Below are 14,463 nucleotides of genomic sequence, written 5' to 3' on the forward strand. Positions count from 1 at the left end.
GCAGTGTTGCAAGAACACATGTCAGTCGTATTGAAAATCCTCGGGAGTTTCGGTCGCCAATCGGTCAACTGCCAGCGCTAGGCTGCGCACCTGTTTCCAGGCTTTGAGAACGCCATGCGCAGGCACCGCAACGAGCGAGGTTTTACCCTGATTGAAGTGCTGGTGGCGCTGGCGATCATCGCGGTGGCCATGGCCGCGGCCGTGCGCGTGGCCGGGTTGATGACCCAGAGCAACGGCCTGTTGCGCGACAAGTCGATGGCGATGCTGGCGGCGCAAAGCCGGCTGGCGGAGTTGCAGTTGGAGGGGCGGTTGAGCAGCGGTAAGAAGACCTTCGCGTGCGATCAGGGCCGCTTGAAACTGCGTTGCGAGCAGACCCTCAGCAACAGCCCCGACAGTCAGTTGGTGCAGGTCGATGTGCAGGTGCGGGACGCCAGCCGCGAGGCGCCGCCGTTGGCGCGCCTGGCGACGACCCTGGCCAGGCCGCAGGTCAAGGCCGAGTGAGGCGTGGCAATGCGGGCGCCTGCGGCAACGTGTCGAGCTGCACGCGCACCTTCTCGCCGCCGCGTTCGATCTCGACACCGTCACCCGCGATGGCCGTCAAGCGCACGCCGGGGCTGAGGCGCTCGCCGAGCAGAAAACTGCGCGGCGGGCCATCGTTGAGGCTGAGGATCGCCACCGCACCCCGCGCTCCGGCCAAGACCCCCGAGACCTTGACCTGCAATGCCGTCGGCGCCGTGGAAAACCACTGCAACGCCGGGTTATCGCTGCGCGCCGCCAACACCTCGGCGGCCACCGGCGGCGTGTGGGATTCGGCGGAAGTGAGCAGCAACGGCGTCCAGACCGCCACGCCGGCCAACGCGGCAACCACGGCCAGTGCCTGCACGCCGAGGGCGGGAGAAAAACGAAGGGCAAGTGCCATGGGTGGACCTCCTGTTTGTCCGTGGCATCAGCCTACAGGCCAATTCGCACGTTTTTATTTCATAACCTCGCCAGCTTTCCAGGTGCCGCCCCATGAAACAGCAAGGTTTCACCCTGATCGAACTGATGGTGGTGCTGGTGATCATCGGCATTGCCAGCGCCGCCATCAGCCTGACCATCAAGCCCGACCCGCTGCACCTGCTGCGCAAGGATGCCGAGCGTTTGAGTCAGTTGCTGCAAGTAGCCCAGGCCGAAGCCCGCGCCGATGGGCGGCCGATCACCTGGCGCGCGGACGCCAAGGGTTTCCGCTTCAACCGTCGCAGCGATGACGGCCTCGGCGTGGAGTCATTCCAGGGCGACGCCCAACTGCGCCCGCGCCTATGGGAGAGCACGCCGATGCAGGTCACGATCGAGCCCCGGCAAACCTTGGTGCTCGACGCCGAATGGATCAACCCGCCGGTGCGGGTCGAGCTGTCCGACGGGCAACACCGCCTCAGCCTGCAACGTGATGCCGCCGGTTTGATGCGCGTGGTGAGCCAGCCATGAGTGCCTCGCAGAAAGGCTTCACGCTGATTGAGGTGATGGTGGCGATCATGCTGATGGCGCTGGTCAGCCTCATCGCCTGGCGCGGCCTCGACAGCGTGACCCGTGCGGATCAGCACTTGCAGGCCAGCACGGAACAGACCGAGGCGTTGTTGCGGGCGCTGAACCAGTTGCAGCGCGATCTCAACATGCGCGCCAGCGTGGAGCTGAGCGTGCCGGCTTCTCTGCAAGCCGATAAAACCAAGCCCAGCGGGTTGGCGGCGGTGACGGTGCGCAGTTCCGACAGCAAGGGCTTTCGCCTGGACGTGATCCGCAGCGCGCCGGTCGCGGCGGATGGGCTGCAACGGGTGCGGTGGTGGCTCAAGGGCGACAGCCTGTACCGCGCAGCCGCACCGGCGCGGGATCGCTTTCCGTTGCCGGCGGCTAAGGATGGGGTGGTGGTGTTGACCGGGGTCAGTGATCTGCAGGTGCGGGTTTGGGAGGCGGACAAGGGCTGGCGGCAGTTGAGCGGGAATCGGCGGGAAGATCCGCTGGGGCTGGAGGTGAGCCTGGTGCGGCAGACGGCGCAGGGGGTGGAGCGGTATCGGCAGGTGGTGGGGCCGCTTTGGTAGGGGTGGGTGATGGGGGCATATTCGTTTTTTCGGTAATGGTGGCGGCTGAGTGCATATTCGTTTTTTCGGTAATGGCGGCGGTTGAGTACATATCCGTTTTTTTGGTAACGGCTGCTTAGGGTTCCGCTCTTACAGCGGGTCACTTTGGAAAAGCCCCAAAGTAACCAAAGGGCTCTTGCCCCACCACTCGGCACCTCGCCTAGGCTCGGTGTGCCCGAACGCAGGCATTACTCCGCGGGCCGCCGTCACGGGCCATCCATGGCCCGGGACGGCTAAACCGGCATCCCTGCCGGTTTACCCGCTGCGTAATACCTGCGTTCGGCCAGCGTGGTTTTACGGGGAGCCTAAGATCAAGATCAAAAGCAGATCAAAAGCAGAGCAAGGTCTATCTGATCTATGGAGATCCAAATGTGGGAGGGGGCTTGCCCCCGATAGCGGTGGGTCAGTCATGCATGTAGTGGCTGACATATTGCTATCGGGGGCAAGCCCCCTCCCACATTTTTGACCCGGTTCGGCTTCCAGGATCAGGTCAGCTATAAGGCCGCCTCGCTTTGGCTTTTGATCTTAGGCGAGGCACCAAGTGGTGGGGCAAGAGCCCTTTGGTTACTTTGGGGCTTTTTGTACGGACCGGAACCATAAGCCGCCGTAACCTAAATAACGGATATGTACTCAATCCAACCCAATCCAAAAAAAATGCCCGGTCAACCTAACTCAACAACACCACCCCCCCCGGCAATTCCGTACACTTCGCCCCATACGCATCACGAATCAACAACGCCACCCCCGCCAACTGCTGCAAACTGAACCGCGCCTGCACCCGGCGCTGGCCCAGTTGTTTGTTCAATAACACCAGCATCCCCGGCCGGTAGCGATTGATCTCGTCCACCACCGTCGCCAGCGTCGCGTTGTTGAACACCAGCACCTGCTCGCGCCAAGCCACCACCGCCTGGGCGTCCACCGTCTCCACCGCGCCGATCCCGGCGGCGCCATAGGTGAGTTGCCGGCCACTCTCCATGTGTACAGTGCGTCCGGCGACATCCACCGACAGCCACCCTTCGATACAGGTGACGCACACGTTGCGATCGGTATGCCGCACATTGAACCGCGCCTGCGCCGCACTGACCCAGCCAGCGCCGGCCTGGACCTTGAGCGGCTGGGCCACATGGGCGAGCACTTCGACTTCGCCTTCGAGCAATTCGATCCCCTGCCCCACCCGGCTGATGCGCGTCTGGGTATTGAGTTCCAGGCTCACGCCGTCGCTCAACAGTACCTGGCGCTGCTCGCCGACCGCAGTGCGATAGTCCGCGGTCAAGCCGGCCAGCCCACCCGGGGCGCCGACGCCCACCATCACCAACGCCGCCGACGCCGCTATTGCGCCGCCGAGGAAGGCTCGCCGGCCAAAATGGCGCGGGGGCTGCGCCTGTTCAGCCGCTGTGCCCACTTGCCGCCATAACGTCTTGGCCTGCTCGAACGCCTGGGCATGCTCCGGGCTCTGGGCGCACCACGCTTTCAGGGCCTTGGCATCGGCTACGGTGGCCCGACCCGAGGTCAGCAGAAGCAGCCAGTCGCGGGCTTCATCGTGCAATGGGCTGGCGGGGGTTGCCCGGGCGGTGGAGAGGCTAAAAATGTTCAAGCGCGCAAATACTCACGGATTTATCAGGGACTCAACACTAAGACGGTTTTCCGGCCCCGGGACCGAACCGCTGGATCACTTTTCTTTCCAGGCGCTTGGCACAGTGGCCCAGGGCGGCCTTGATTTCCTTTTCGACCATGCGCGTGGAAATGCCGAAACGTTGGGAGATTTCCAGGTGCGGCGCTTCTTCCAGGCGCGCGGCGATGAGGATCTTGCGACGGCGCGCCGGCAGTTCGTAGAGCGCCTTGACCAGGGACTGGATTTCTTTCTGCCCGCCCACTACCCGCGAGGGGTCCTGGGCTTCATCGGCGCTTTGCAGCAGCTCTTCGACTTCGCTGCCGGTCAACAGCCGGGCGTCGGCTTCGCGGCGATCGGCGGCGATGTTCAAGGCCATGCGGTACAGGTAGGCATTGGGCTGCGCCAGGTTCGGCGGCATGTCCATGCGATCGACGCGCAGGTAGGTTTCGTGCAGCACATCGTTGGCCAGGTCCTCCGAGCCCAGGCGCTTGCGCAGACGCACCTTGAACTCCTCGTAGGACGCCAGGAACAGGCTGACCATCGTGCTGTGCCCGGAATCTTTCATCCGCCCCAGGCTCCTTTCCCTGCTGTGCATTCCATGCGCGTTCCTGTTGTGTCGGGCATCAAAAGTAAAGTCACCGGCTGGCGCAGCGAGCTCGGCGCCGGGCGTTCGACCCGGGCAGCGCCCAGGCTGCGCACCAGGGCTTCATCGCGTTGTTCATCGCCGGTGGAACTGACCAACCGGCTGTATTCGATCAACCCCTGAGGGCTGACCCAGACCTGCACCAGCGCTCTGAAGCTGCCGGGGTGGGTCAACGGCGAACGGCACAGGCTGGTTTCGATCGCCTGTTGCAACGCCGCGGCATAGCTGTTGTTGATCCGTGCTGCGTTGCGTGCCGATGCACCACGGGTGGCAGGGGGTTGGCTGACCTCGGGCAGTTGCAAGGTGAACGCGTCACTGCGTGCATAGCGCGCCATCAGGCCACTCCCCGTCAGCAACATCGCCAAAGCCTCCTGCGCCGTGAAGCGCCCGCGCACGCTGATGGAGCGCCGGCCCCGCGTCAGTTCACGGTCGACCAGCACCGCCATGCCAGTGGCGCGGCTGTACGCTTGCAGTGCGTGTTCCAGATCTTGTGCCGGCAGGTCCAGTATCAACAGCGGCGGCTCTGCCCTCGCCGGGGTACCCAGCGCCAGCAGCAACAGCAAGGCCAGGGCACCGATGGCGCGCCGCAAGCCCCACTGTTCACCCCCCGCTCTGCATCGCTGCACGGCCGACGTGTCCTTGAAAACCGTCATCCTGAGGCCAGTTTATGAACCTGATGTTACGGTGATAGCAAAAAAAACATCACGGTGATGGGAAACCCGCTGCACTACACTTTCAAGCCTTATCGGCCCAATTCCCCAGGCCCGCCAGGAGGCCCCATGAAGCGACTCCCCACCCTCGCCAGCCTGTTGCTGTGTACCGCGCTGCCCCTGCTCGCCCACGCCGAAACCGCCGCCAAAGGCTGCACCGAGGTGACGGTGGATGGCTATAAGGCTCCCGACTATGGCTGCCTGGGCCAGCAGATGGGCAACAACGCGGACGCGGCCAAGGCGGCGCAGAAAAACCGCGAGGCGCAGAACGTACCGGTGCAGAAGCGGCCGCCGAATCAGGTGGGACTGTCCACCCCGGCGGCGACCAGCATTCGCATGGGCAATACGTTCGGGACGTCGGTCAAACCGCAACGGCCTTGAACCTCTGACAGGCCATCAAGGCTGAACCGCTCAACCGAGCACGCCCATACAATTCGCTTGGCTGCCCTACCCCCTAATCTCCTGACTTTCCAAAAAGGCGGGAGAGTAGGCATGTACAAAAAAGTGAGAACGGTATCGCTGGCATTGACGCTGTTGACCGGCGCCATGATGAACTGCGCCTTTGCGGCGACGCCAGCGGTCGCCGTGGCACCGCAATATGACACGAGCCATGTGTACGTCGCCCCGGCCGATGTGGACCGTTTCACCCAGAGCTTCCTCGCCACTTTCGGCGGCAGGAGCACGCCCCAGGTGGTGGTGAATGTGCTGCCGGTGCCCAGCAGCACCACCTCGCAGTTGCTGCAGACGCCAGCAGGCACGGTGTCGCTGTTTGGCTTCACCACCCCCATCCCGCATCCGTTCGGCCAGGAGCGCAACGGCTATCTGGTCAAGGACATGGACGCAGCGCTCAAAGCCGCCCGGGACAACGGTGCGGCGGTGATCGTCAGCGATTTTCCCGACCCGATTGGCCGGGACGCGGTGATCCAATGGCCAGGTGGTGTGAACATGCAACTCTACTGGCACACCAAGACCCCAGACTACGCGGCGTTCCAGACCCTACCGGAAAACCGCGTTTACCTCTCCGCCGATCGGGCCGACACGTTCATCCGGTCGTTCCTGGGCTTCTCCCATGGCAAGGTGTTGGCCGATGACAAGCACGCATCCGCGGTCGACGTGGGCCAGGTCAGCGGCACCTACCGGCGCGTCGAGATCGAATCGCCGTTCGGACGCATGACGGTGCTGGTCACTAACGGCCAACTGCCCTACCCGTTTGGGCATGAAACCACCGGCTACCAAGTGGCGGACCTGACCGCCACGCTCGGTAAAGCCACCGGCTCGGGTGCCAAAGTGCTGGTGCCGGCCTTCACCAGTAAAAACCGGCGCAGCGCGCTGGTTGAATTCCCGGGCGGCTATATCGCGGAAATTCACCAGCTCAATACGGTGCACTGAGCCCATGCCAATGACTCGACGCACCGGCTGGGGCCTGGCTGTGCTGTGGCCGCTGCTCGCCAGCAGTGGCCATGCAGACGAGTTGGCCACGCGACCGGCGATCAAGACCAACCGCTGGCAGGAAGACTGGTCCGTACTCAGCGATCCGGCGCTGCGCACGCAGCCACTGGACAGCTTGAAGTACCTCCCGCTGTCCAGCGCCAACCCATTCACCTACCTGTCCCTCGGCGCAACATTGCGCGAGCGCTTCGAGATGAACGATGCCAGCGGTTTTGGCGTACACAATGTGGCCCGTGATAGCTACTTGCTCCAACGCTTCCAGGTCCATGCTGACCTGCACTTGAATGAAAACTGGCGTGTGTTCACCCAACTCGAAGATGTGCGGGCCTACGACAAGACCACGATCGGCGGCGCCGATCAGAACCGCGTGGACCTGCGCCTGGCCTTCGCCGAATACATCAACACCTTCGACGCCGGCACCTTCAAGAGCCGTATCGGCCGCCAGGACTTTGCCTTTGACTTGCAGCGTTTCATCTCGTCGCGGGACGGCCCGAATGTGCGGCAATCCTTTGATGCGCTGTGGGCCGACTGGGAGACCCGTCAGTGGCGCTTTATCGGCATCGCCAGCCAGCCGGTGCAGTATCAGGACGGGCGGCACTTCGACGACACATCCAACAGCGATGCGCGCTTTCATATGCTGCGGGTCGAGCGACTGGTAGGCGGCAAGAATGAACTGTCAGCCTACTACGGCGTGTATGAGCGCAGCGCCGCGCACTATCTGGATGCGGACGGCGATGAAACCCGGCATTTCGTCGACGCACGCCTGGGCGGGGCGGCCCAGGGTTTCGACTGGGACATCGAAGCCATGCTGCAAAGCGGCTCGGTAGGCCACAAGGACATTCGCGCCTGGGCCGGCGGCAGCCGCACCGGATACACCTTCGATAGCCTGGCGTGGAAACCACGCATCGGCCTGCAATTGGATATTGCCTCGGGCGACCGTAAAGCCGGCGACGGCACCCTCGGCACTTTCAACCCGCTGTTTCCCAACGGCTACTATTTTTCCCTGGCGGGCTATACGGGCTACAGCAACCTGATTCACGTCAAGCCCTCGATCACCGTTCAGCCTGTCGACAAGCTGAGCGTGCAGACCGCCGTCGGCCTGCTCTGGCGGCAGACCACCAGCGACGCGGTCTACACCCAGCCGAACTTGCCGGTCGCCGGCACCGCAGGCCAGGGTGATCGCTGGACCGGCGCTTACGCTCAACTGCGTACCGACTATGTATTTACGCCAAACCTCAGCGGCGCGGTTGAAGCGGTGCATTACGCAGTCGGCCGGACCTTGCGCGATGCCGGAGGCGACGACAGTAATTATTTGGGGGTAGAGCTCAAGTTCAGTTGGTGAACCCAAGCAAGCACACCCATACAAGCCCGTTGCCCGGTTTGGGGCAATAGTGATCCTGACGTTTTTCGTTCCTCAACCAAGGAGTTTTCCATGAGCACATTCGTTGCCAAAGACGGTACCCAGATCTACTTCAAGGACTGGGGCAGCGGTAAACCCGTGTTGTTCAGCCATGGCTGGCCGCTGGATGCCGACATGTGGGAATACCAGATGGAATACCTGAGCAGCCGCGGCTTTCGCACCATTGCGTTTGACCGCCGGGGTTTCGGGCGCTCGGATCAGCCGTGGAGCGGTAACGACTACAACACCTTTGCCGACGATATCGCCCAACTGATCGAACACCTGGACCTCAAGGACGTAACCCTGGTCGGCTTTTCCATGGGTGGCGGCGACGTCGCGCGCTACATCGCCCGCCACGGCAGTGCCCGTGTCACCGGCCTGGTGCTGCTGGGCGCGGTGACGCCGCTGTTCGGTCAGAAACCGGACTACCCGCAGGGTGTGCCCACCGATGTGTTCGACGGTATCAAGGCCGGCCTGCTGAAGGATCGGGCGCAGTTCATTGCTGATTTCAACCTGCCGTTCTTCGGCATCAACAAAGGTCAGAAAGTCTCCGCCGGCGTACTGACGCAAACCCTGCAGATCGCCCTGCTGGCATCGCTCAAGTCGACCGTGGATTGCGTCACCGCCTTCTCCGAGACCGACTTCCGCCCGGACATGGCCAAGATCGACGTGCCGACCCTGGTGATCCACGGCGATGGCGACCAGATCGTACCGTTCGAAACCACCGGCAAGGTAGCGGCCGAGATGATCAAGGGTGCCGAGCTGAAGGTCTACAAAGACGCGCCGCACGGGTTTGCAGTGACCCACGCCCAGGCATTGAACGAAGACCTGCTGGCGTTCCTGAACCGCTGAACCGCTTAGACCCCGCTCTCCTTATTTGGCCGGGCTTGCCCGGCCTTTTTTTGCTCAGGCAAAACGCTGACCGAGGGTGAAGCGACCCGGCCCGGCGATCAGCACGCTGGTGAAAATGATCAACAGCAGCCAGCCGAACTGCCCTTCCAGCAACGTCCACTCCGGGTGCACCACCAGCATCGCGATCAACAGCACCGCGAGGATCGGCAGGCAGGCCAGGCGCACCAGCACCCCGGCGATGATCAACAGCGGGCACAGCACTTCGGCGCCAATCGCCAGCAGCAACGTAACGTGAGCGCCGAGGTGAAACGGGTCTTCGATCAGTTTCAATTGCTCGCTGTAATTGAGCAGTTTGGGCATGCCATGCACCCAACACAGAAACAGTGCGCCGCTGACCCGCAGAAACAGCAGACCCACATCCTGATTTCTTGATTCGTTCATAAGCGACCTGTCCGTGAGATGACTGCCGCCGATTGTGTGCGCAAAGATGCCGGCGAGCTTGCAAGCGTGTGCTGACCTCAGTCCCCGGTGCCGGCAAACCCCGCGACGATTTCATCGATCACCACCCGCACCCGCGCGGTGTGGCGCAGGTCGGCGTGGGTCACCAGCCAGACGTCGTAAGGCATCGGCCGAGTGCGCTCCGGCCAGAGACGCACCAGCCCGTCGCGTTCGCCGGTACACACCGGCATTTCACCGATACCGATGCCGGCGGCAATGGAACGGCGCACCAGCAGGCCGGAGCTCAGGGTGGCCGCGATGCGGCCGCGGCCCAGGGGTTCGCAGACCAGGGTCATGTCCTTCTGGCTCTGCAGATAGGCGTGGTACACCACCAGATCATGGCCTTCGAACAGGCTGCCGGGCTCCGGTGCGCCGTGGCGGTCGATATAAGCCTGGGAGGCAAACAACCCAACCGGCCAACGTGCGATACGCCGCGCGATCAGGTCAGGGCTGTCCGGGCGCATGTTACGCACGGCGATGTCGGTTTCGCGCTTGGCCAGGCTGAGAAACTGGGTGGACGCGTCCAGATGCACGCGCACGTCGGGGTGCTGCTCGTGCAAGCGGGCAATCGCCGGGATCAGGAAATCGATGGCCAACGAGTCGGTGGTACTGACCCGCACGGTGCCGGTCAGGCGTTCGTCCAAGCCTTGTATCTGGCGCTCCAGCTCGAGGGCCGAGCGCTCCATTTTTTCCACGCTGCGCAGGGCGGCTTCGCCGACGGCGGTCAGCGCGTAGCCTTCGGAGGTGCGCAGGAACAGGGTGGCGCTCAAGGACTTTTCCAGCGCGTTGATCCGTCGGCCGACGGTGGCCTGGTCGACCCCCAGCACCCGCGCCGCGCCACGTAAGGTCGACTCGCGGCACACCGCCAGGAAGACCCGTGCATCGTCCCAATTCATGCCCTCTCCTTATGCTGCATATATGCATCGATGCGCCGCATACTCGCAGCGTTATTGCATCATGCAACGGGGCTATGCTGAGCGCCAGAGAAAACCCTCAGGACCGCCGTCATGCCCGACACTCACACCCCGCCCCGCCGCGCACTGTGGTTACCGATCTTCGCCGGCCTGTGCGCCAGCCTGGTCAGCATCGGCCTGGCGCGCTTCGCCTATACCCCGCTGATCCCCTCGCTGATCCAGGCTCACTGGTTTGCCGCCAGTGACGTGGTGTACCTCGGCGCCGCCAACCTGGTGGGCTACCTGGTCGGCGCACTGATCGGACGGCCCCTCGCCCGGCGCACCTCGAACACGGCCGCCTTGCGGCTGATGATGGTGGCCGTGACCCTGGCGTTCTTTGCCTGTGGCTTTCCCTTGTCGTTGCTCTGGTTCTTCGCCTGGCGCCTGCTGTCGGGCATCGCCGGGGGCGCGATCATGGTGCTGGTGGCGGCGACGGTGTTGCCCCACGTACCCGCGGCGCGTCGGGGCCTGGCCAGCGGCGCGATCTTCCTCGGCATCGGCCTGGGCATTGCAGGCTCCGGGACGATTGTGCCGCCGTTGTTGAGCCTGGGTTTGCAACAGACGTGGTTCGGCCTGGGCCTGTTGGCGCTGGTATTGACGGCAGCGAGCTGGTTCGGCTGGCCTTCGGGCACCCTGCATGAAGCGGCACCGCAAGCCAACGCATCCGTCGCGACCCCGCCGGGCGTATACCTGCTGTTTGGGCAATACGCGTTCATGGCCGCCGGGCTGGTGCCAGCCATGGTGTTCCTGGTGGACTACGTCGCCCGTGGCCTGGGGGCCGGGCCGCACGTCGGGGCGATGATCTGGGTTATGTACGGCCTGGGGGCGATTGTCGGCCCGGTCACGTATGGATTTCTCGCCGACAAGCTCGGTGCGCGCCTGAGCATCCGCCTGGTGCTGGCGGTGCAGGCGATTGCGGTCGGCCTGCTGCCGATCTCCAGTTCGTTCACCGCGTTGGCGCTGCTGGCGGTGATCCTCGGTTCGTTCCCGCCGGGTATCGTGCCGCTGGCATTGGCGCGGGTTCATGAGCTGGTGCCCAACCATCACCATCAACAGCTCGCCTGGAGCCGCGCTACGGTATCTTTCGCCACGTTCCAGGCGCTGGCAGGCTTTGCCTACTCGGCGCTGTTCAACGGCAGCGGCGGCCAGCATGCCCTGTTGTTCATGATCGCGGCCGGGGCCATCGTGGTCGCGCTGCTGCTGGAACTGGGCATGATCCTGCTGAACCGCCGCCCGTCAGAGGCGGTCCCAACCCATACGCTCATCGCCACAGGAACTCTCGAATGACGCTCCCGCACGAAATGACCCTGATCGAAATCACCCAGCCCGGCGGCCCCGACGTCCTGCAACCGCGGCGGGTCGCCGTACCGGTGGCGGGCCCCGGCGAGATCCTGATCCGTGTGCAGGCGGCCGGGGTCAATCGCCCGGACGCCTTGCAACGCGCCGGCAAGTACCCGCTGAAACCCGGCATGAGCCTGATTCCGGGGCTGGAAGTGGCCGGTGAAGTGGTGGCGCTCGGCGACGGCGTCAGCGCATACGCCATTGGCGACAAGGTGTGTGCCCTGACCAATGGCGGCGGCTATGCCCAGTTTTGCGCGGTGCCCGCCAGCCAGGCGTTGCCGATCCCCGAGGGCATGGACTGGATTCAAGCCGCCGCCGTGCCGGAAACGTTCTTCACCGTGTGGTCCAACCTGTTCGGCCTCGCTGGCGCGCATAAAGGCCAGCGCGTGTTGATCCACGGCGGCACCAGTGGCATCGGCACCACCGCGCTGATGCTCTGCCGCGAATTCGGTATCGAGGCCTTCGCCACCGCCGGCAGCGCCGACAAATGCGCCGCCATCGCCAAGCTGGGCGCCGAACCGATCAACTACCGCGAGCAGGACTTCGCCGACGTCATCGCGCAGAAGACCGCCGATCAGGGGGTTGATGTAATCCTCGACATCATGGGGGCCTCGTACCTGAACAATAACCTCAAGGCCCTGGCCATGGACGGTCACCTGGTCATGCTCGGCTTTCTCGGCGGCGGCAAGGCGCATGACGTCGACCTGCTGACCATCCTCGGCAAACGCGCGGTGATAACCGGTTCACTGTTGCGCCCCCGCACCCGCGAGGAAAAGGCCATGATCGCCGAACAGCTGCGCGAACAGGTATGGCCTGTGCTGGCCGCCGGGCGTTGCCTGCCGATCATCGACAAGGTCTACGCCTACACCGACGCCGCCCAGGCCCATGCCCGGATGGAAGGTGGGGATCATATCGGCAAGATTGTGTTGCAGGTGGCGTGACGCCTGATGCCGTCACTGTCGGGCCTTGGCAGGGCCCGACAGCTCGCACAAGAAATGACCTATTGGGCATGCACCGGGTAATCGATATAGCCCACTTCATTGCCACCATACATCCCCTCCGCCCGCAGCGGATTCAACGGCCAGCCATTGAAGAGCCGTTGCGGTAAGTCCGGGTTGGCAATGAAGGGCCGCCCGAACGCAATCAGGTCGGCCAACCCCGCGTCGACCAACCGCGCACCGCGCTCGGCGGTGTAACGCCCGGCGTAGATAATCCGCCCGGTAAAGGTGTCACGCACGGCCTGACGGAACGTGTCGGGCAGGTCGGGGGCGTTGTCCCAGTCGGCTTCGGCAATCGAGACATAGGCGATGCCCGCCGCTTGCAGCACCTTGATCGCTTCCAGGTAGGTGTGGTGCGGGTCGTCTTCCACCAGGCCGATGTACACGCGGTCCTGATCGGTGCCGCTGAACAACGGCGAAAAGCGCACGCCCAGGCGCTGCGGGCAGACCACCTGGCTCACAGCCTCGACAATCTCCCGCAAAAAACGCAGACGGTTGTGCAGCGAACCACCGTACTCGTCGTCGCGCTGGTTGGCGTGGGCCGAGATGAACTGGTTGACCAGGTAACCGTTGGCCGCATGGATCTCCACCCCGTCAAACCCGGCGTCCAACGCATTGCGTGCCGCCTGTGCGTAGTGCCCGACCAATGCCTTGACCTCAAGGGTGGTCAAGGCCCGGGGCACGGGCGGTTGGACCAGTTCACCCTGGCCAGGCCCGGTGGCGATGAACGCCTTCGCCTGTTCCGCCTGCAGCGCGGACGGTGCGACGGGCGCGGCGCCGTCAGGCTGCAACGCATTGTGGGACACCCGGCCCACATGCCAGAGCTGGGCGAAGATCACCCCGCCTTCGGCATGCACCGCGTCGGTGACGGTGCGCCAACCGTCGATCTGCGCCGGGGTGTAGATGCCCGGCGTCCAGGCGTAACCCTGGCCACGCGGCTCGATCTGGGTGCCCTCGCTGACCATGAAACCGGCCGAGGCGCGTTGACGGTAATACTCGGCCATCAGCTCGGTGGCGACATCGCCGGGTTGCGCGCTGCGTTGACGCGTCAGCGGTGGCAGGACGACGCGGTTGGCCAAGGTGCGATGCCCGAGTTTTATCGGGGTACTTAAAACACTGTGGGTCATTTGAAAGATTCCAAATTCAGGACGAGCGAAACCGTTGGCGGCTCTTGAGAGCCGCCAATCCATGCAGGTTTAAAACCGTTGATTAACTTATGCGGTGAGCTTCAGCAGGGCCTTGGCAACAGCGCTGGAACTGGCAGGGTTCTGCCCGGTGACCAGCAAACCGTCTTCAAGCACAAAGGATTGCCAATCGGCGCCCTTCTCATACTTGCCGCCCAGTGCCTTGAAATCGTTTTCGATCAGGAACGGCACCACATCGGTCAGGCCGACCGCGGCTTCTTCCGCGTTGGAAAAGCCAGTGACGCGACGGCCCTTGACCAGCGGCTCACCATTGACCGCCTTGACGTGGCGCAAGGCACCCGGTGCGTGGCAGACAAAACCGATGGGCTTGCCGGCCCGCTCGAACGCCTCGATCAGGGCGATGGACACCGGCGACTCCGCCAGGTCCCACAGTGGGCCGTGGCCACCTGGATAGAACACGGTGTCGAAGTCGGCGGTGTTGATCGTGTCCAGCTTGACGGTGTTGGCCAGGGCCTGCTGCGCGGCCGGGTCGGCGGCAAAGCGGCGGGTCTGTTCGGTCTGCGCATCCGCTTGATCGCTCGCCGGGTCCAGTGGCGGCTGGCCGCCGGCCGGGGACGCCAGCACCACATCGGCGCCGGCGTCCTTGAACACGTAGTACGGTGCGGCAAATTCTTCGAGCCAGAAACCGGTCTTGCGCCCGGTATCGCCCAGCTGGTCGTGAGAGGTCAGTACCATTAATACTTTCATGTTCC

General features: G+C 63.8%; 17 protein-coding genes. 9 read left to right on the forward strand and 8 right to left on the reverse strand.

From position 1 onward, the window contains the following. Window positions 1–114: 114 nt before the first annotated feature. A complete protein-coding gene (gspI, locus tag TU80_RS09890; RefSeq protein ID WP_017849134.1) occupies window positions 115–501 on the forward strand; it encodes a type II secretion system minor pseudopilin GspI in 387 nt (128 codons plus the stop codon). On the opposite strand, the gene TU80_RS09895 is transcribed toward gspI, so the two are convergent. Then, complete coding sequence (locus tag TU80_RS09895) at window positions 488–919, reverse strand: type II secretion system protein N (RefSeq protein ID WP_046489241.1); 432 nt, start codon at window positions 917–919, stop codon at window positions 488–490. The two genes, gspI and TU80_RS09895, sit on opposite strands and share 14 nt — an antisense overlap. Before the next feature lie 92 nt (window positions 920–1,011). Between TU80_RS09895 and gspH the strand changes: the two genes are divergently transcribed. After that, the gene (gene gspH, locus TU80_RS09900) at window positions 1,012–1,464 is read left to right on the forward strand and encodes a type II secretion system minor pseudopilin GspH (protein WP_057004377.1); all 453 of its coding nucleotides are present in this window, start codon (window positions 1,012–1,014) and stop codon (window positions 1,462–1,464) included. Then, window positions 1,461–2,072 (forward strand): type II secretion system protein GspJ, encoded by a 612-nt coding sequence (locus tag TU80_RS09905; protein ID WP_046383039.1) that lies wholly within the window; start codon window positions 1,461–1,463, stop codon window positions 2,070–2,072. Before gspH ends, TU80_RS09905 begins: the two co-directional genes overlap by 4 nt. A gap of 706 nt (window positions 2,073–2,778) precedes the next feature. Here TU80_RS09905 and TU80_RS09910 read toward each other — a convergent pair. Genes TU80_RS09910 through TU80_RS09920 form a run of 3 tightly spaced genes read right to left on the reverse strand, consistent with a single transcriptional unit; the run spans window position 2,779 to window position 4,929 of the window. Continuing rightward, on the reverse strand, window positions 2,779–3,705 hold the full coding sequence (locus TU80_RS09910) for a FecR family protein (protein WP_057004378.1): 927 nt from the start codon (window positions 3,703–3,705) through the stop codon (window positions 2,779–2,781). A 37-nt stretch (window positions 3,706–3,742) separates the two neighbouring features. Then, a complete protein-coding gene (locus TU80_RS09915) occupies window positions 3,743–4,288 on the reverse strand; it encodes an RNA polymerase sigma factor (RefSeq protein ID WP_017846682.1) in 546 nt (181 codons plus the stop codon). Then, a complete protein-coding gene (locus tag TU80_RS09920) occupies window positions 4,285–4,929 on the reverse strand; it encodes a secretin and TonB N-terminal domain-containing protein (protein WP_046385246.1) in 645 nt (214 codons plus the stop codon). Before TU80_RS09920 ends, TU80_RS09915 begins: the two co-directional genes overlap by 4 nt. A 216-nt stretch (window positions 4,930–5,145) precedes the next feature. Between TU80_RS09920 and TU80_RS09925 the strand changes: the two genes are divergently transcribed. The 4 genes from TU80_RS09925 (at window position 5,146) to TU80_RS09940 (ending at window position 8,776) form a co-directional block, all read left to right on the forward strand. Beyond that, on the forward strand, window positions 5,146–5,457 hold the full coding sequence (locus TU80_RS09925; protein WP_046383038.1) for a hypothetical protein: 312 nt from the start codon (window positions 5,146–5,148) through the stop codon (window positions 5,455–5,457). Between the two features lie 111 nt (window positions 5,458–5,568). Then, window positions 5,569–6,465 (forward strand): hypothetical protein, encoded by an 897-nt coding sequence (locus tag TU80_RS09930; protein WP_057004379.1) that lies wholly within the window; start codon window positions 5,569–5,571, stop codon window positions 6,463–6,465. Window positions 6,466–6,475: 10 nt separating this feature from the next. Then, window positions 6,476–7,867: an alginate export family protein gene (locus TU80_RS09935; protein WP_026139986.1), complete on the forward strand. Its 1,392-nt coding sequence runs from the start codon at window positions 6,476–6,478 to the stop codon at window positions 7,865–7,867. 90 nt (window positions 7,868–7,957) lie between these two features. Beyond that, window positions 7,958–8,776, forward strand: a complete 819-nt coding sequence (locus TU80_RS09940; RefSeq protein ID WP_057004380.1) for an alpha/beta fold hydrolase — start codon at window positions 7,958–7,960, stop codon at window positions 8,774–8,776. Between the two features lie 54 nt (window positions 8,777–8,830). Here the strand turns inward: TU80_RS09940 and TU80_RS09945 are convergent, their stop codons facing one another. Next, window positions 8,831–9,217 carry a DoxX family protein gene (locus TU80_RS09945; RefSeq protein ID WP_026139987.1) on the reverse strand — a complete coding sequence of 129 codons (387 nt, stop codon included), beginning with the start codon at window positions 9,215–9,217 and terminating at the stop codon, window positions 8,831–8,833. A gap of 77 nt (window positions 9,218–9,294) precedes the next feature. Then, a complete protein-coding gene (locus tag TU80_RS09950) occupies window positions 9,295–10,170 on the reverse strand; it encodes a LysR family transcriptional regulator (RefSeq protein WP_057004381.1) in 876 nt (291 codons plus the stop codon). Window positions 10,171–10,281: 111 nt separating this feature from the next. Between TU80_RS09950 and TU80_RS09955 the strand changes: the two genes are divergently transcribed. Both TU80_RS09955 and TU80_RS09960 read left to right on the forward strand, forming a co-directional pair. After that, complete coding sequence (locus TU80_RS09955; protein ID WP_057004382.1) at window positions 10,282–11,514, forward strand: YbfB/YjiJ family MFS transporter; 1,233 nt, start codon at window positions 10,282–10,284, stop codon at window positions 11,512–11,514. Further along, a complete protein-coding gene (locus tag TU80_RS09960; RefSeq protein WP_057004383.1) occupies window positions 11,511–12,509 on the forward strand; it encodes an NAD(P)H-quinone oxidoreductase in 999 nt (332 codons plus the stop codon). The genes TU80_RS09955 and TU80_RS09960 overlap by 4 nt, the downstream gene beginning before the upstream one ends. Window positions 12,510–12,568: 59 nt before the next feature. Here TU80_RS09960 and TU80_RS09965 read toward each other — a convergent pair whose 3' ends face one another. Together TU80_RS09965 and TU80_RS09970 are read right to left on the reverse strand one after the other, a co-directional pair. Further along, window positions 12,569–13,693 carry an alkene reductase gene (locus TU80_RS09965; RefSeq protein WP_057004384.1) on the reverse strand — a complete coding sequence of 375 codons (1,125 nt, stop codon included), beginning with the start codon at window positions 13,691–13,693 and terminating at the stop codon, window positions 12,569–12,571. An 87-nt stretch (window positions 13,694–13,780) separates the two neighbouring features. After that, window positions 13,781–14,458 (reverse strand): type 1 glutamine amidotransferase domain-containing protein, encoded by a 678-nt coding sequence (locus TU80_RS09970; RefSeq protein WP_057004385.1) that lies wholly within the window; start codon window positions 14,456–14,458, stop codon window positions 13,781–13,783. Window positions 14,459–14,463 lie beyond the last annotated feature (5 nt).

The sequence above is a fragment of the Pseudomonas veronii genome (genome assembly GCF_001439695.1).
In the GTDB taxonomy this organism is placed as follows: Bacteria; Pseudomonadota; Gammaproteobacteria; order Pseudomonadales; family Pseudomonadaceae; genus Aquipseudomonas; species Aquipseudomonas veronii.